Here is a 16,736-nt window from a genome sequence, read left to right as displayed (position 1 = left end):
CCCGCGCCCCGCTGTGGGGGGGGTGGGCCCCGCCCCCGGGGGCCGGCCCCCTGGCGTTGCGCCGGTCCGGCCGGGCGGTCTCCCGGTGTCCGGCTCGGGTCCGGCGCCCCGGCAGTGCGCCGGCCGACGGGGCGTCAGCGCAGCGCCGGGTGGTCGGCGACCACGGTGCACGAGCCCGGCGCGATCTCGGTGAAGCCGGCGTCGCGGACCAGTGGCAGCCGGCCGTCGGTGAGCGCCGCCCAGCGGGCCGGGTCCGCGGTGCGCACCGCGAGGGCGAAGCCGCCGGCGGCCCACTCCTTGCGCTGCGTCTCGTCCAGCTCCCACCAGGCCAGCTGGGCCGCGTGGCCGGTCTGCGCCATGGTCTTGCCGGCGCTCATCTCCAGCTCCGGGTTGAGCCAGAGCACCGGCAGCGCCGGATCGGTCACCGGCGCGGGCGGGACCGGGTCGTCCAGGTCGGTGCCGGAGACCTGCAGCTTGGCCAGCTCCTTGGGCCAGCCGTCCAGCGGGATCGGCGGGTAGACCCGCACCTCGGCCGCGGCCCCGGTGACCGTGATCCCGGGCAGCTCGGCGGCCTTGCGCCACTCGCCGCCGCGGGCCCGGCGCAGCACCTTGCGGATCCGGGCGTCCTCCCACTGGTGCACCGCCTCGGCCCACTCGCCCTCGCCGGTGGCGCGCGGGTCGGCGAGCAGGGTCAGCACCGCCCGCGCCGAGGTCTCCAACGCGTCGGTGCGGGCGGGCGGTTCGGCCTTCTCCAGGTGGAGCACCAGCGGCAGCACGTACTGCGGCCGCTGGTCGCGCTCGTTGGCGGTCGCCGACTGCGGCTCGGACGGGGCGTCGAAGGGGGCTGCTGAGGTCACCCGCCCAGGCTACCTGCGGTAGCCGCGGCCCGGTTCGCGCTCCTCCGCCTCCTCGTAGCCGAGGAACCACCCCTCGGGGTGGGTGGCGGCCAGCACGTGCTCCAGCCGGATCCCGGAGTCCTCCTCGTCGTCCTCCAGGCCCATGTCGTAGACGCCGAGCAGCTCGTCGGAGCAGCCCTCCCAGTCGTAGTCGTACAGGTCGGCGGGCAGCTCGCCCATCAGGTCGGCCACCGCCTGCGGCTGACTGGTCAGCAGCTGGCGGGCGTCGGCCAGCGCGAACCGCAGCGCCAGCTCCTCCCCGGCGCAGCGCGGCAGCGGCCACTCGCCCAGGCCCAGGTCCTCGGCCAGGTCGTCGAAGGTGCGGGCCATGGTGCGCCGCCAGGAGCGGTGCATCGACCAGGTGATCTGCGGCAGCCGGGCGAAGACCGACCACTCGGCGTCCTCGCCGGGGAGCACCGGCTCGTCCGCGTGCTCCTCGATGTCGTCGTAGGCCGCGTCGGCGAGCGCCAGCAGCTGGGTGTGCAGCAGGCAGGCGGTGCGCGGGGTCAGCGTCCAGTCCCCCGCCTCGCCGTCCTCGCCGTCCAGCGGGAAGAGCTCGGCGAAGTCCGGGGCGAAGTCGTCGGTGGTGCTCAGCTCCAGGGTGCCGCCGAGCGCCTCGATGCCCGGCAGCGCGCCGATCAGCCGGTCCGGGTGGAGCAGCGCGCCGAGCGCGGCGTGCGGGTCCTCTGACACCTCGCGCAGCAGCTCCGTGCGCTGGGCCACCGGGTCGGCCCCGGAGAAGTCCAGTTCCTCCACCGCGGCCACGGCAGCGGCCCGCAGCGCCGGCCAGTCGGTCACCCGGATCCCGAGCACCACCGTGGCCTCGATCTCCAGTGCGCCCGGATGGTCCGTGGCTCCCGACCCCTGCGAATGATCACTACGCTCACCCATGGCCTAACGGTACGGCTTTTCGCGGCGGTGCTCACCGCCCAGGTCGGGGTTTTCGAGTGGCGCTGCCGCGGTCGCGGCCCCGCCGGCCGCAGGATGGCCCCATGAGCAACCTCGACGACTACGGCGGCGGGCCCGGACCGGGCGCGGACGTGCTGGTGGTGACCACCAATGACGTGCCGGGACACCGGGTGGACCGGGTGATCGGGGAGGTCTTCGGACTCACCGTGCGCAGCCGCCACCTGGGGACCCAGATCGGCGCCTCGTTCAAGTCCATGCTGGGCGGCGAGCTGAAGGGCCTGACCAAGACCCTGGTGGAGAGCCGCAACCAGGCGATGGAGCGGCTGGTCGAGCAGACCCGGGCGCGCGGCGGCAACGCGGTGCTGATGATGCGCTTCGACGTGACGGAGGCCGCCGACCTGGGCACCGAGATCTGCGCCTACGGCACCGCGGTGGTGATCGCTCCGCAGGCGGGATGATCCGGCGCGGCCGTGATGTTTCATGGTCGTGACCGTTGAAACTGCAACAGATGTCGTCGTGATCGGCGCGGGCCAGGCGGGCCTGTCGGCCGCGTACCACCTGCGCCGGCGCGGCTTCGCGCCGTTCACCGGTTTCGTGGTGCTCGACGCCGGCAGCGCGCCCGGCGGCGCCTGGGCGCACCGCTCCCCCTCGCTGCGGATGGCGACGGTGCACGGGTTCCACGACCTGCCCGACGTCGAGCTGCCGCCGCCGGACCCCGCCGCCCCGGCCCGCGAGGTGGTGCCCGGCTACTTCGCCGCCTACGAGGCCCGGCACGCGCTGCCGGTGCTGCGCCCGGTCAAGGTGCTGGCGGTGCGCGAGGCGGGCGACCCGGAGCACCGGCTGCGGGTGGAGACCACGGCCGGCAGCTGGCTCACCAAGGCGCTGGTCAACGCCACCGGCACCTGGACCCGCCCGTTCCTGCCGCACTACCCCGGCCACTTCGCCGGGCGCCAGCTGCACTACGCGGACTACCGCGGACCGGCGTCCTTCGCCGGGCAGAAGGTGGTGGTGGTCGGCGGCGGCGCCTCGGCGGTCCAGGTGCTCTCCGAGCTGGCCGAGGTGGCCGAGACGGTCTGGGTCACCCGGCGCGAACCGGTGATCCGCACCGAGCCGTTCACCCCCGAGGCCGGGCGGGCCGCCGTCGCCATGGTCGAGCAGCGGGTGGCCATGGGGCTGCCGGTCCGCTCGGTGGTGAGCGTGACCGGGCTCGGCCCCTCGGTGGCGCTGCGCCGTGCCCAGCAGCTCGACGCGCTGCACCGGCGGCCGATGTTCGACCGGCTCACCGAGCACGGGGTGGCCTGGGGCGGGCACGAGGAGGCGGTGGACGCGATCGTCTGGGCCACCGGCTTCCGCGCCGAGGTGGGCCACCTGGCACCGCTCGGGCTGCGCGAGCCCGGCGGCGGGATCCGGCTGGACGGCACCCGGGCCGCCACCGACCCGCGGGTCCACCTGGTCGGCTACGGCCCCTCGGCCAGCACCGTCGGCGCCAACCGGGCGGGCCGGGCGGCGGTCAACGGGATCGTCGAACTGCTCGGCCGGCCCGCGCCGGCGGCCGTCGGCGCGCCGGTCGCCTAGTCGACCGGGCGACCGGGCGACCAGGCGACCGGGCGACCGGGCGACTAGGCGTCGAAGTCCACCGTCACCCGGTCGGTCACCGGCCGGGCCTGACAGGTCAGCACGTAACCCGCCGCCAGCTCCTTCTCCTCCAGGGCGAAGTTGCGCCGCATCTCCACCTCGCCGTCGGTGACCCGGGCCCGGCAGGTGCCGCAGACCCCGCCCTTGCAGGCGAACGGCAGGTCGGGGCGGGAGAGCTGGGCGCCGTCCAGCACGCTGCGCCCGCGCGGCAGCCGCAGCGTGCTGCGCCGCCCGTCCAGCACCAGGGTCACCTCGCTGGTGTCGCCCTCGTCCGCGGCCGGCTCCGCCGCCCGCTCGGCCACCGGCTCGTCCTCGGCGTGGAACAGCTCCTGGTGCACCCGGTCCGGCGCCACCCCGAGCTCGGCCAGCAGCTCGCGCGCGCCGGTCACCATCCCGAACGGTCCGCACAGCCACCAGTGCCCGACCCCGCCGGCCTCGCCGACCAGCGCGCCCAGCAGCGCCCGCACCCGCTCGGTGTCCAGCCGCCCGCTCAGCAGCTCCGCGTCCCGCACCTCCCGGGACAGCACGTGGACCAGCTCGAACCGGTCCAGGTAGCGGTCCTTCAGGTCGGCCAGCTCGTCGGCGAACATCACCGTGTCGCTGCGCCGGTTCCCGTACAGCAGCGTGACCGTCGCGCGGGGGTGGGCCGCCAGCACGGTGGCCGCGATCGAGACCATCGGGGTGATGCCGGAGCCGGCCGCGATCAGCACGTGGTGCGCCGGCACCGTCAGGTCGGCGGTGAACAGCCCGCTCGGCGGCAGCACCTCCACCCGGTCGCCCACGGCCGCCCGGCGCACCAACTGCCCGGAGAAGAGCCCGCCGGGCACCTCGCGCACCGCGATCCGCAGCGGACCGCCCACCGGCGAGCAGATCGAGTAGGACCGGCGCTCGTCCGCCCCGTCGACCAGCTGGCGCAGCGTCAGCGTCTGCCCGGCGCGGAAGGCGAACTCCTCGGCCAGCGGTTCGGGCACCTCGAAGGTGACCGCCACCGCGTCCTCGCAGAGCCGGTCCAGCGCGGCGATCCGCAGGGGGTGGAACTGCGCGCGGCGGACGGCCATCAGATCTCCTTCATGCGTTCGAACGGCTCCCGGCAGTCCCGGCAGCGCCACAGCGCCTTGCAGGCGGTGGAGCCGAACCGGGACAGCTCCTCGGTCTCGGCCGAGCCGCACTGCGGACAGTGCACCACCCGCCGGGTCGGCCCCAGCTGCAGCAGCCCGGCGGCGGCCGGACCGGGCGGCGCGATCCCGGCGGCGGCCAGCTTGGCCCGCCCCTCGGGCGAGATCGCGTCCGTGCTCCACGGCGGATCGAGCCGCAGCCGCACGGCGACCTCGGTGAAGCCCGCCCGGCGCAGCCGCAGCTCCACGTCGGCGGCCATCTCGGCCACCGCGGGGCAGCCGGAGTAGGTCGGGGTGAGCCAGACCGTGACGGCCGCGCCCTCCTGCTCCACCCCGGCCAGCACGCCGAGCTCGGCCAGCGTGAGCATCGGCAGCTCGGGGTCCGGCACGGCGCCGGCGATCTGCGACGCGTGCCGGGCGGCGGCCAGCGTGCTCACCACGTCGCCCCCGGGTGCTCCCGGGCCACCACCTGCAGCTCGGCCAGCAGGCGGCCCAGCGCCTCGGTGTGCACGCCCTCGCGCCCGGCCCGGCCGCCGACCCGGGCCAGCGGCCGGGCGGCGGGCACGGCCAGCGTGGCCCGCCCGATCGCGTCGGCCAGCTCGGCCAGCACCGGCTCGCGCAGCTCGGCCGGGTCCAGACCCAGCCGCCGCTCCGCCTCGTGCGCGGTGAACAGCTCGTCGACCAGCGGCCAGACCGCGTCCAGCCCGGCCTGCATCCGCTCGTGCGAGTACGCGGTGCCGTCGCCCAGGCGCAGCAGCCAGGCGGTGGCGTACTCCTGGTGGTAGGCGAGCTCCTTGACCCCGCGGGCGGCCACCGCGCGCAGCACCGGGTCCGGGCCGGCCGCGGCCAGGCGCTGGTAGAGCGCGCGGCGGGCGGTGGCGAAGACCAGCAGGCGGGCGACCGAGAACGCGAAGTCGCCGTTCTCCGCCTCCACCAGGCGCACGTTGTGGAACTCGTGCTCGGCCCGCCAGTAGGCGAAGTCGTCCTCGGTGCGCCCGCTGCCGTCCACCTGGCCGGCCCGGGTGAGCAGCAGCCGGGCCTGGCCGAGCAGGTCGAGGCCGAGGTTGGCCAGCGCCACCTCCTCCTCCAGCTCCGGCGCGCGGGTGGTCCACTCGATCAGCCGCTGGGCCAGCACCAGGGCGTCGTCGCCGAGCAGCCGGCAGTAGAGCGAGAGGTCGCCGCCGTCGACCCCCGGCTCGAGCGCGGTCTCCACGCCCAGCAGCGGGTCGGCGAAGCCGGTGCCGTAGGCCCAGCGGGCCTCGGCCTCGTGGTCGCCCTCGGCCAGGGTCAGGTAGACGTGATCGTCCGTCATGGTGCTCCCCGTCAGATGTGCGGGACATCCTCGGGGATGTCGTAGAAGGTCGGGTGGCGGTAGACCTTGTCCCCGCTGGGCTCGAAGAACGGGTCGCGCTCGTCGGGGGCGGAGGCGGTGATCGCCGCGGACGGGACCACCCAGAGGCTGACCCCCTCGTTGCGCCGGGTGTACAGGTCCCGGGCGGCGAGCAGCGCCATCCTGTCGTCGGCCGCGTGCAGCGAACCGACGTGCACGTGGTTGAGGCCGCGCCGGGGGCGGACGAAGACCTCGTAGAGCGGCCAGGACTGGTCAGCCATGTCGTTCCTTCTCCTTGCGCGCGTAAGCGGCGGCGGCCTCGCGGACCCAGGCGCCGTCCTCGTGGGCGGCCCGGCGGACCTCGATCCGCTGGGCGTTGCAGGGTCCGTCGCCCTTGATCACCCGCATCAGCTCGGCCCAGTCGGGCTCGCCGAAGTCCCAGCCGCCGCGCTCCTCGTTCCACCGCAGCTCGGGGTCGGGGAGGGTCACCCCGAGGTGCTCGGCCTGCGGCACGGTCATGTCGACGAACCGCTGCCGCAGCTCGTCGTTGGTGTGCCGCTTGATCCGCCAGGCCATCGACTGGGCGGTGTTGGGCGAGTCGCCGTCCGGCGGGCCGAACATCATCAGCGACGGCCACCACCAGCGGTCCACCGCGTCCTGCACCATCGCGCGCTGCGCCTCGGTGCCGCGCATCAGCGTCATCAGCAGCTCGAAGCCCTGGCGCTGGTGGAAGGACTCCTCCTTGCAGACCCGCACCATGGCGCGGGCGTACGGACCGTAGCTGCAGCGGCAGAGCGGGACCTGGTTGCAGATCGCCGCGCCGTCCACCAGCCAGCCGATCACGCCCACGTCGGCGAAGTTCAGCGTCGGGTAGTTGAAGATCGAGGAGTACTTCTGCCGGCCGCTGATCAGCTTCTCGGTCAGCTCCGCCCGGTCCACCCCGAGGGTCTCCGCGGCGGCGTACAGGTACAGGCCGTGGCCGGCCTCGTCCTGCGCCTTCGCCAGCAGGATCGCCTTGCGGCGCAGCGAGGGGGCCCGGGTGAGCCAGTTCCCCTCCGGCTGCATGCCGATGATCTCGGAGTGCGCGTGCTGGGCGATCTGGCGCACCAGGGTGGCCCGGTAGGCGTCCGGCATCCAGTCGCGCGGCTCGATCCGCTGCTCGGCGGCGATCACCGCCTCGAACCGCTCGACGAGCTCGGGCGCCTGCTCGGGCTCCGCCGTCTGCACTGGGACCATCACCACTCCTCCCGACTGACCGTTCGGTCGGTTCCATTGTGTGGCCAACGGTGCACCGATGACAAGGAGCCACCGGAACGGAACCGGGCGGGCCCCCGTTCGGGGGCCCGCCCGGCGGTCCGGCGTGCGCTCAGATGGTGCGCAGCGCCTCCGGCCCGCCGCCGACGGGGGTCCCCCCGGCCGGAGGCTGGGGGCGGGTGCGCAGCCGCGGCAGCGGCACCGCCAGCAGCGCCGCGAGCAGTGCCAGCCGGGGCGCCAGCTGGTCCGTCCTGATCCGCTCGTCCCGGGCGTGCGCGCCCGCGCCGACCGCGCCGAGCCCGTCCAGCGTGGGCAGCCCGCGGGCACCGGCCAGGTTGGTGTCGCCGGCCCCGCCGGCCGGCGAGCCGTCCAGCTGCTGGCCCAGCGTGGCCGCCAGCGCGCGCAGGTGGCGCAGCAGCAGGTTGTGCCCGGAGCGCTCCACCCAGGCCGGCCGGCTGGACAGCACCTCGGTGCGCACCAGCGCGCCCGGGCGCAGCGCGGTCAGGTGGGCCAGCGTGTCCAGCGTGCTCGCCTCCGCCTCCGGGGTGGCGAACCGCAGCCCCAGTTCCGCCTCCGCCTGTCCGGCCACCACGTTCGCCCGGGTCCCCCCACGGATCCGGCCGGTGTTCAGTTCGGTGCCCGGCTGGTGGCCCAGCTCCTCGCGGACCGCGACCAGCTGGTCGACCAGCTCGTCCACCGCCGAGGTGCCGTCCTCGGGGTGGCTGCCCGCGTGCGCCTCATGGCCGGTGACCAGCAGCCGCACCCGGGTGGAGCCCCGGCGCGCGGTCTTCAGGCTGCCGTCCTCGTGCGGCGGTTCCAGGCCCAGGACGGCGGCGGCGCCGGGGAGCTGGCGCTCCACCACGCGGCGGCCGTCCGGGCTGCCGACCTCCTCGTCGGCGGTCACCACCACCCGCACCGTGCGGTGCGGACGCAGACCGAGGTCGCCGAGGAGGGCGAAGGCGCCTTCGAGGAGGGCCAGTCCGGCCTTCATGTCGAGCACGCCGGGGCCGCTGAGCACGTCGTCGTGCTCGGTGACCGGCCAGTCGGCCAGGGTGCCGGCCGGCCAGACGGTGTCGTGGTGGCCGACGAAGAGCAGGTGCGGGAGGCTCTCGTCCTGGCCGGGCCACTGCAGCAGGAGGTGGTCGCCGGCCGCGCCCGGCACCCGGCGGGCGTCCGCGCCGGTGGCCCGGTAACCGGCCATCAGCTCCTCGCCCAGCTGGTTCAGCCGCACGGCGTCGCCGCTGGGCGACTCGATCCCGGCCAGTTCGGTGATCCGGCGGCGCACCGAGGCGGTCAGGGTGCGGGCCCGGGAGTTCAGCGTGCCCGGCAGCGTCAGCAGGGAGTCGACGGCCGGGGAGGCGACTGGCGCGGGGTCGGCGGGGGCGGACGGGGCGGTGTCGGTGGTCGGGGCCGGCGGCGTGGCCTGCGGGCTCACTGGGCACCTCCGCGGCAACTGTCCGTACTCAGCGCACCGCGGGCCGACGGGCGGCCGCCACGGGCGCGCGCGGCGGGTGGCCGGTGGCTCTGTGGTGCGATGGAACGGCTGGTCGACATACGTCCTCCTCGCTCGGTCCGAAGGTCCCGGAGCGCCCGGGACCCCGGTGGGTCTGCGGCCTCCGGGTGGCGGCACCGGGTGTCACCGTGGCACGGGAAGCCGAAGTGAGCCTAGAAGAACGCTTCGGTCCCAGGCGAGTGGCCCCGGCACCGCCCGACCGGAATCCGGCATGTCCTGCCCGGAACCCGGCCGTCCGGCCGGCGGATCGCGCCCACACCTCCACGATGGACCCCTGACGCGGCTTCGGCCCGGTGAACGGGCCGCGGCGCTCCGATCCACGCCGGATGGGTGATGCCCCGGTCGGCCGCCGGTACCAACCGGTCGGCTCACGGGCCGTCAGTCCGGCTACGGGGGATCATGGGTGAGTGCCCGTCGACCGGACGGGACCTGACGAGGGATGGGTCGTGGGGATGACTGTGATCGTGCGTGACAATCCGTCCGCGAGCCGGTTCGAGGCCGAGGTGGACGGGAAGCCGGCCGGGTTCGCCGAGTACCTGCGCAGCGAGGGGCTGGTGGTCTACCCGCACACCGTGGTCGACCCGGCCTTCGAGGGGCGGGGCGTGGGCAGCGCGCTGGCCCTGTTCGCGCTGGACGACGCCCGGGAGCGCGCGGTGGCGGTGCTGGCCACCTGCCCGTTCATCGCCGGCTGGATGCAGCGCCACCCGGAGTACCAGGACCTGGCGTACCAGAACCGGAGCCGGGTCAGTGACTGAGCGCGGCCCCAGGACGTACCGGGCCGAGGGCGTCGAGGTCACCTTCGACGCCGCGCTGTGCCGGCACGCGGCGCGCTGCGTGGGCGGGCTGCCCGAGGTCTTCGACACCGGGCGCCGGCCCTGGATCGAACCGGGGGCGGCCGAGCCGGACCGGGTCGCCGAGGTGGTCCGGCGCTGCCCGACCGGGGCGCTCACGTACCTGCTGCGCGGAGCGCCGGAGGAGCCGCAGCGGCCCACCACCGTCGCCCGCACCGAGGACGGGCGGCTGCTGCTTCGCGGTGACCTCGCGCTGCCCGGACCGGACGGTGCCGAGCGGCGGGCCACCCGCGCGATGCTGTGCGGCTGCGGGCACAGCGCCGGGCAGCCGTACTGCGACCGCAGCGGGGCGTGCGGCCGGGCGTAGCCGCGAACGGGTGCGGGGGCCGGCCCGCGGTGCCGGCCGGCCCCCGCCCCGGCGGGTCAGCCGATCTTGTTCAGGCGCCACTCCTGGTTGCTTCCGCCGGTGGACGGCCACTGGATCGCGTGCGCGCCCTGGGTCAGCGAGGCGCCCTCCACGTCGACCGGGTCCCCGTCGGAGCGGGACTCGATGGTGTAGGTCCCGTTGTTCGACGGCGCGAGCAGCCACTGCTGGTTGGTGCCGCCGTTCGGCGTCCACAGGTCCAGCTGGGTGTCCGGCATGGTGGTCCCGCCCGGCACGTCCAGCGCCTTGCCGCTGGCCACCCCGGTGATCGTGTAGTAGCCGTTGCCCAGCCCGGTCAGCCGCCACTGCTGGTTGGCGCCGCCGTTGCCGGGCCACTGGATGATCGGGGTGCCGTCGGCGGTGCCCTGGTTGGCGGCGTCCAGCAGCTGTCCGCTGTTGGCGTTGGCCAGCTGGTACACGCCGTCCAGCGCGGTGCCGGACCCCGGGGTGACGGTCAGGTTGCTGAACTGGGCCGGGTAGTAGCCGCCGGTGCCCAGGGCGACCTGACCGCCGCCGTAGCTGCTGTCGGTGACGGTGGTCAGGGTCTTCCCGTCCAGCTGCGCGGTCAGCGTGCTGCCCTGGAAGCCGAGCGCCAGGTGGTGCCAGGTGTTCAGGCCGAGGGCCGGCACGGTGCCGGAGGCGAGCGTGGTGAAGGCCCAGCCGGTGTCGCTCTTCAGCAGCGTCCAGGCCCCGTTGTCGCCGACCCGCAGGTTGTAGGCGTCGAGCCCGTTGTTGTTCTTGGCCTGGGTGCCGACCCGGCCGAGCAGCTCCGCGGTGCCGGACTGCTCGAGCAGCGCGTCCACGCCGACGGTGTAGTTGCTCCAGCTCAGGTCGCCCATGGTGGTGTAGGGCTGGTCGGCGGACTCGCCGGTCCACCGCACCGGGGTGGTCGGGGCCTGCTGGCGCAGGCAGTTCCCGGACCGGCCGCCGGCGCACGGGGCGGTCTGGAAGGCCCCGTTCATCGCGCTGAAGTAGCGGGCCTCCTGGCCGGTGCCGGTGCCCGCCAGGCTGTCGCTGTACGGCAGCGCCAGCGGGCTGCGCTGCGCGCCGGCGGCGGTGCCGGCGCCCTGGCCGGTGGTGGTGGTGACGGTGTAGATCCGGCCCGGCTGCAGGGTCAGCTGGTAGCTGCCGCCGCTCGCGGTCAGGTCCGCGCCCGCCACCAGGTGGGCGGTGGCCGCCGCGCCGGAGAGGTCGGTGGACCACACGTGCAGCGCGCCGCCGGGCAGGCCGCCGGCCGTGCGCAGCGTGACGGTCTGCGCGGCGGTCGCGTCCATCGTCTCGAAGACCGTGCTCCACGCGGTGCGGCCGGGGTTGGCGTAGCTGACGTAGCTGCCGTTGGCCCGGTTGCCGCCCAGGTAGCCCGAGGCGGTGTCCAGGTACTGCCAGCCGGGGGCGGTGAACTGGGTGGTCTGGGCGGTGGCCCAGGCGCTCCGGCTGACCGAGTAGTTGCCGGACCAGGGCTGGTTCGCCGTCACCAGGCCCATGGTGTTGAAGCCGAGGTTGGGGTAGAGCGCGGCGACCACCGGCCAGTTGATGAAGGCGGTCATCTTGGCGTCCAGGTAGCCGCGGTTGATCGCCCGGGCCATCGGGGCGGCGCCGCTCTCCGCGTCCTCGGAGCCGTTCTCGCTGGCCCACAGCTGCTTGCCGGTGGCCTGGGCGTCGGCGGTGCTGGAGCAGCTGGTCATCGCCGACATGTAGCCGCACGGGTAGTGCGTGCCGACGATGTCGACCGCGTTGTTCAACGCGGAGTCGGAGCGCATCGAGGTGGCGATCGACCAGTTGTCGTCGGCGCCGACCACCTTGGTGCTGCCGTAGCCCTTCGCGGCCAGCGTGCTGTGCAGGTTCTCGTACCAGGAGGCGTTGTAGCCGCGCTCGTTCCAGCCGCCGAGGTAGTCGATGGAGAGGCCGTGCTGCTGGGCGCAGCCCATCCAGTCCATCAGGTAGCCGACCGTGTCCTGGGACCAGAAGTTGCCGCCGCTGCCGGTGTTGCCGACCCAGCCGGGGGCGCCCCAGGCAAGGCCGTACAGCTTGATCGCGGGGTTGCGGGCCCTGGCCTGCTCGGCCAGCCAGAACTCGTAGCCGGAGTTGCAGTCGACGGTGCCGCGGGTGTGCTCGATGCTCGCCTCGGCGCCGTCGGTGGAGTTGGTGTCCCCGCCGATCTCGATCTTCAGGATCTGCAGGGCGGCGCCGTACCCGGGCTTGAACAGGTAGTCCAGGATCTGGCTGCGTTGCGGCTCGGGGTAGTCGAGGAGCAGCCGGGAGTTGCCGCCGCCGCCGCTGATCGCGCCGACACCGTCGAAGGTGCGGCCGGGCGAGGTGCCGTCGACGGTGATGGCGGTGGTGGTGGCGCCGGCGGCAGTGGCAGCGGTCGGCGCGGTGGTGGCGGCGACCGCTTGGGTGGGGGCGGTGACCAGGGCCACCGGTAGGGCCAGGAGGGAGAGGAAGGCGCGAAGGGGGGTTCGCATAAGGGGGAGATCCTCCGTGGTGGTTGGTTGTGATCGATTCAGGGCGGAAAAACCAACGGAACCGATCAGAAGCAGACCGTAGGGAGGGGGTAGCGAAGCGTCAAGGGGGCGCGCACGGACGGAAGTCGGAGGGGAGATGGAGGGTTCGCGGGCACTTCGCGGACGACTCGCGGACGGCACGGCAGGTATCGGCTGACAGATATTGAAATCTGTCAGCCGTCATGCCATAGTTGCCAGTGCAGAGGGCTGCCCGGCCCGTCGCCGCACCAGCCCGCGACGCCCCGCCGCACGCCCGCCACCAGGCACGAACCCACCCGGGAGCACCCGATGAGCACCTTCCCCACCCGCCGCCTCGGCGCCACCGGCCCCACCACCTCCGCCCTGGGCCTCGGCGCGATGGGCATGTCCGACCTCTACGGCCCGGCCGACGAGGCCGAGAGCATCGCGACGATCCACGCCGCGCTCGACGCCGGCGTGACGCTGATCGACACCGGCGACTTCTACGGCATGGGCCACAACGAGCTGCTGATCCACGAGGCACTGCGTGGCGTCGACCGCGGGTCGGTCCAGATCAGCGTGAAGTTCGGCGCCCAGCGCGGTCCGGACGGCGCCTGGCTCGGCTCCGACACCTCCCCCGCCGCCACCAAGACGGCGCTCGCCTACACGCTGCGCCGCCTGCGCACCGACTACGTCGACGTCTACCGCCCGGCCCGGCTGGACCCGAAGGTGCCGATCGAGGAGACCGTCGGCGCCATCGCCGAGCTGGTGAAGGCCGGCTACGTGCGGCACATCGGCCTCTCCGAGGTCGGTGCCGACACGCTGCGCCGGGCCGCCGCCGTGCACCCGATCAGCGACCTGCAGATCGAGTACTCGCTGATCTCCCGCTCGCTGGAGGCCGAGGTGCTGCCCACCGCCCGCGAGCTGGGCATCGGCATCACCGCCTACGGCGTGCTCTCCCGCGGCCTGCTCAGCGGCCACTGGGCCGCCGACCGCGAGCTGGCCGGCACCGACTTCCGCGGCCACAGCCCGCGCTTCCAGGGCGAGAACCTGACCCACAACCTGGCCCTGGTGGAGGCGCTGCGGACGATCGCCCGGTCCAAGGACGCCACCGTCGCCCAGGTCGCGATCGCCTGGGTGGCCGCCCGCGGCGAGGACGTCGTCCCGCTGGTCGGCGCCCGCCGCCGGGAGCGGCTGGCCGAGGCGCTCGGCGCCCTGCGGGTCCGGCTCACCCCCGAGGACCTGGCCGCCGTCGAGTCGGCGGTACCGGCCGGTGCCGCCAGGGGCGACCGGTACGCTGCCGCACAGATGGCCTTTCTGGACAGCGAGCGCTGACCGGGCCGGACCCGCAGGCCCCCGAGTAAGGACAGCCACCCCGTGACCGCCGACAGCACCCTCACCCCCGAGCAGATCCTGAGCGCGGCGGAGGACGTGCTTCGGCGGTTCGGCCCGTCCAAGGCCACGGTGGTGGACGTCGCCCGCGCCCTCGGTGTGAGCCACGGCAGCGTCTACCGCCACTTCCGCAGCAAGGCCGCGCTGCGCGAGGCGGTCACCGCCCGCTGGCTGGACCAGGCCCACCACAGCCTGCACACCATCACCGTCGAGACCGGTCCGGCCGGCGAGCGCCTGCACCGCTGGCTGGCGACCCTGTTCGCGGCCAAGCGGAAGAAGGCCCTGGACGACCCCGAGCTGTTCGCCACCTACCTGGTGCTGGTCGCCGAGAACAGCCACACGGTCGAGGCCCACCTCTACACGTTGACCGCCCAGATCGCGCACATCGTCCAGGACGGCATCCACCAGGGCGAGTTCACCGCGCGCCACACGGCAACCACCGCCCGGGCCGTCTTCCAGGCCACCGCCCACTTCCACGACCCGGTGCACGCCGCCGAGTGGGCGGACACCCGCCAGTCCGACGCGGACTTCGCCGCACTGTGGGCCCTGGTGTACGCGGGGCTGACCGGCAGGCGGGGCGGACCGGCCGGATCCGGCGCGAACTGACCCGGCGCCGGCTGTCGCCGGGTCACCCGACGCTCCTTCAACACAGCCACTGATCAGCCAAGTTGAGGATATAGGCCCGGCAAAGCTTCGGTCGCCAATCTTGCCGCCCCAGGTAAGGCGCCACTAACGTCGGCCCCGCATCGACCCGCCATCGGGCGGCGATGTGGGGCCGCTGGCATGTCATGCCCGTGACAGCCAGACGCCGCCCCGCACCACGCGCTCCCCACGCAATGCGCACCCCCCCGCACCACTTTCCCCGGTCCGCGGCCACCAGCCGCCGACCGTTCGCACGTGCCGAGATCCACCAGCACCGGGCCCGCCCCGCCCCACGCCCGTACCCGGGCCCGGACGGCGTGCCCCGACCCCCACGGAGGGTTCTCCTTGCGCACCAACACCCCAGCCGGGCACGGCAGGATGCGCGCCCTGACCGCCCTGCTCCCCGCCGCCGGCCTCACCGTGCTCGGCCTGCTCGCGCCCACCGCCCACGCCGCCAACGCCCCGCAGGCCGCCGGCGACCGGGTGGGCGTCGAGCACTCCTGCGCCGCACCGGCCCACGTCGGTCAGATGTCCTGCCTGGCGCTGAAGCGCACCGACGTGGTGCAGCCGCACGCGTTCGCGCTGAACGCCGTCTCGCCCGACGCCACCCCCTCCGGGTTCGGCCCGAGCGACCTGCAGAGCGCCTACAAGCTGCCCAGCAACGGCGGCGCCGGCCAGACCGTGGCCATCGTCGACGCGCAGGACGACCCGAACGCCGAGTCGGACCTGGCCACCTACCGCTCGCAGTACGGCCTGCCGGCCTGCACCACCGCGAACGGCTGCTTCAAGAAGATCGACCAGAACGGCGGCACCAGCTACCCGACCGCCGACACCGGCTGGGCGGGCGAGATCTCGCTCGACCTCGACATGGTCTCCGCGGTCGCCCCCAACGCCCACATCCTGCTGGTCGAGGCCACCTCGGCGAACATGGGCGACCTCGGCGCCTCGGTCAACCAGGCCGTCGCGCAGGGCGCCAAGTACGTCTCCAACAGCTACGGCGGCTCCGAGGACTCGACCGACACCAGCTCGGACAGCCAGTACTTCAACCACCCGGGCGTGGCGATCACCGTCTCGGCCGGCGACTCCGCCTACGGCGCCGAGTACCCGGCCGCCTCGAAGTACGTCACCTCGGTCGGCGGCACCGCGCTCAAGCGCGACTCCAGCGCCCGCGGGTGGAGCGAGTCGGTGTGGTCGACCAGCTCCACCGAGGGCACCGGCTCCGGTTGCTCGGCCTACGACGCCAAGCCGACCTGGCAGACCGACACCGGCTGCAGCAACCGCACCATCTCCGACGTCTCCGCGGTCGCCGACCCGGCCACCGGTGTCGCGGTCTACCAGACCTACGGCGGCTCCGGCTGGGCGGTCTACGGCGGCACCTCGGCCTCCTCGCCGATCATCGCCTCGGTCTACGCCGACGCCGGCACCCCGGGCAGCTCCGACTACCCGGCCAAGTACCCCTACGCGCACACCACCGCGCTGAACGACGTGACCAGCGGCAACAACGGCAGCTGCTCCCCGTCCTACCTGTGCACCGCGGGCACCGGCTACGACGGCCCGACCGGCCTGGGCACCCCCAACGGCCTGGCGGCGTTCACCGCCGGCACCAGCACCGGCAACACCGTCACGGTGACCAACCCGGGCAACCAGTCCACCAGCACCGGCGCCACGGCCGGCCTGCAGATCAGCGCCAGTGACTCGGCCTCCGGCCAGACCCTGACCTACTCGGCCACCGGCCTGCCCACCGGCCTGTCGATCAACGCCGCCAGCGGCCTGATCTCCGGCACCGCGAGCACCGCGGGCAGCTACACCGTGACCGTCACGGCCAAGGACGGCACCGGCGCCACCGGCTCGACCACCTTCTCCTGGACGGTGGGCGGCGGCACCGGCTGCACCGCCAAGCAGCTGCTCGGCAACCCCGGCTTCGAGACCGGCACCGCCTCCCCCTGGACCGCCAGCAGCGGCGTCGTCGACAACTCCAGCTCCGAGGCCGCCCACTCCGGCTCCTGGAAGGCCTGGCTCGACGGCTACGGCTCCACCCACACCGACACCCTCTCCCAGACCGTCACCGTCCCCACCGGCTGCAAGGCCACCCTCACCTTCTGGCTCCACATCGACACCGCCGAGACCGGCACCACCGCCTACGACAAGCTGACCGTGGCGGCCAACTCGACCACCCTGGCCACCTACTCCAACGTCAACGCCGCCACCGGCTACGTGCAGAAGAGCTTCGACCTCTCCTCCTACGCCGGCAAGTCCGTCACCCTGAAGTTCACCGGCACCGAGGACTCCTCGCTGCAGACCAGCTTCGTGATCGACGACACCGCGCTGAACGCCTCCTGACGCACCACCAGTGACCGCCGGCCCGGGGGCTCA

The 16,736-nt window shown here is 74.2% G+C and carries 16 protein-coding genes; 7 read left to right on the top strand and 9 right to left on the bottom strand.

From position 1 onward, the window contains the following. Nucleotides 1-134: 134 nt before the first annotated feature. Entirely contained in the window at nt 135-857 is a 723-nt protein-coding gene (locus ACFW1A_RS14045) for an aminoacyl-tRNA hydrolase (protein ID WP_380408598.1), read from the bottom strand. Nucleotides 858-866: 9 nt separating this feature from the next. Continuing rightward, nucleotides 867-1,787, bottom strand: a complete 921-nt coding sequence (locus ACFW1A_RS14040) for a hypothetical protein (RefSeq protein ID WP_380408596.1) — start codon at nt 1,785-1,787, stop codon at nt 867-869. Between the two features lie 101 nt (nt 1,788-1,888). Here ACFW1A_RS14040 and ACFW1A_RS14035 point away from each other — a divergent pair, with 101 nt between their 5' ends. Further along, nucleotides 1,889-2,263, top strand: a complete 375-nt coding sequence (locus ACFW1A_RS14035; protein ID WP_380408594.1) for a YbjQ family protein — start codon at nt 1,889-1,891, stop codon at nt 2,261-2,263. A gap of 28 nt (nt 2,264-2,291) precedes the next feature. Next, a complete protein-coding gene (locus ACFW1A_RS14030; protein ID WP_380408592.1) occupies nt 2,292-3,380 on the top strand; it encodes an FAD-dependent oxidoreductase in 1,089 nt (362 codons plus the stop codon). Between the two features lie 44 nt (nt 3,381-3,424). Here the strand turns inward: ACFW1A_RS14030 and paaE are convergent, their stop codons facing one another. The 6 genes from paaE to ACFW1A_RS14000 form a co-directional block, all read right to left on the bottom strand. Next, nucleotides 3,425-4,498 (bottom strand): 1,2-phenylacetyl-CoA epoxidase subunit PaaE, encoded by a 1,074-nt coding sequence (gene paaE / locus ACFW1A_RS14025; protein ID WP_380408590.1) that lies wholly within the window; start codon nt 4,496-4,498, stop codon nt 3,425-3,427. Continuing rightward, complete coding sequence (gene paaD / locus ACFW1A_RS14020; protein WP_380408588.1) at nt 4,498-4,995, bottom strand: 1,2-phenylacetyl-CoA epoxidase subunit PaaD; 498 nt, start codon at nt 4,993-4,995, stop codon at nt 4,498-4,500. The genes paaE and paaD overlap by 1 nt, the downstream gene beginning before the upstream one ends. Continuing rightward, on the bottom strand, nt 4,989-5,867 hold the full coding sequence (gene paaC, locus ACFW1A_RS14015) for a 1,2-phenylacetyl-CoA epoxidase subunit PaaC (RefSeq protein ID WP_380408586.1): 879 nt from the start codon (nt 5,865-5,867) through the stop codon (nt 4,989-4,991). The genes paaD and paaC overlap by 7 nt, the downstream gene beginning before the upstream one ends. An 11-nt stretch (nt 5,868-5,878) precedes the next feature. Then, nucleotides 5,879-6,166, bottom strand: coding sequence for a 1,2-phenylacetyl-CoA epoxidase subunit PaaB (gene paaB, locus ACFW1A_RS14010; protein ID WP_380408584.1), 288 nt, complete (start codon nt 6,164-6,166; stop codon nt 5,879-5,881). Further along, the gene (paaA, locus tag ACFW1A_RS14005; protein ID WP_380408582.1) at nt 6,159-7,121 is read right to left on the bottom strand and encodes a 1,2-phenylacetyl-CoA epoxidase subunit PaaA; all 963 of its coding nucleotides are present in this window, start codon (nt 7,119-7,121) and stop codon (nt 6,159-6,161) included. The genes paaB and paaA overlap by 8 nt, the downstream gene beginning before the upstream one ends. A gap of 130 nt (nt 7,122-7,251) precedes the next feature. Further along, nucleotides 7,252-8,574, bottom strand: coding sequence for a M20/M25/M40 family metallo-hydrolase (locus ACFW1A_RS14000; RefSeq protein WP_380408579.1), 1,323 nt, complete (start codon nt 8,572-8,574; stop codon nt 7,252-7,254). 530 nt (nt 8,575-9,104) lie between these two features. Here ACFW1A_RS14000 and ACFW1A_RS13995 point away from each other — a divergent pair. Further along, nucleotides 9,105-9,407, top strand: coding sequence for a GNAT family N-acetyltransferase (locus tag ACFW1A_RS13995; protein ID WP_380408577.1), 303 nt, complete (start codon nt 9,105-9,107; stop codon nt 9,405-9,407). After that, the gene (locus ACFW1A_RS13990; protein WP_380408575.1) at nt 9,400-9,810 is read left to right on the top strand and encodes a (4Fe-4S)-binding protein; all 411 of its coding nucleotides are present in this window, start codon (nt 9,400-9,402) and stop codon (nt 9,808-9,810) included. Before ACFW1A_RS13995 ends, ACFW1A_RS13990 begins: the two co-directional genes overlap by 8 nt. Nucleotides 9,811-9,866: 56 nt before the next feature. On the opposite strand, the gene ACFW1A_RS13985 is transcribed toward ACFW1A_RS13990, so the two are convergent. Next, entirely contained in the window at nt 9,867-12,332 is a 2,466-nt protein-coding gene (locus tag ACFW1A_RS13985) for an RICIN domain-containing protein (protein WP_380408573.1), read from the bottom strand. A gap of 327 nt (nt 12,333-12,659) precedes the next feature. On the opposite strand from ACFW1A_RS13985, the gene ACFW1A_RS13980 reads away from it, so the two are divergent. From ACFW1A_RS13980 to ACFW1A_RS13970, 3 genes are all read left to right on the top strand, one after another. Continuing rightward, nucleotides 12,660-13,664, top strand: coding sequence for an aldo/keto reductase (locus tag ACFW1A_RS13980; RefSeq protein WP_380408571.1), 1,005 nt, complete (start codon nt 12,660-12,662; stop codon nt 13,662-13,664). A 42-nt stretch (nt 13,665-13,706) separates the two neighbouring features. Continuing rightward, on the top strand, nt 13,707-14,327 hold the full coding sequence (locus tag ACFW1A_RS13975; RefSeq protein WP_380408569.1) for a TetR family transcriptional regulator: 621 nt from the start codon (nt 13,707-13,709) through the stop codon (nt 14,325-14,327). 414 nt (nt 14,328-14,741) lie between these two features. Continuing rightward, entirely contained in the window at nt 14,742-16,703 is a 1,962-nt protein-coding gene (locus ACFW1A_RS13970) for a putative Ig domain-containing protein (protein ID WP_380408600.1), read from the top strand. Nucleotides 16,704-16,736: the final 33 nt, after the last annotated feature.

Origin of the sequence: Kitasatospora sp. NPDC058965 (genome assembly GCF_042741245.1) — a bacterium.
In the GTDB taxonomy this organism is placed as follows: Bacteria; Actinomycetota; Actinomycetes; order Streptomycetales; family Streptomycetaceae; genus Kitasatospora.
This window is presented reverse-complemented; position numbering and strand designations above follow the sequence as displayed.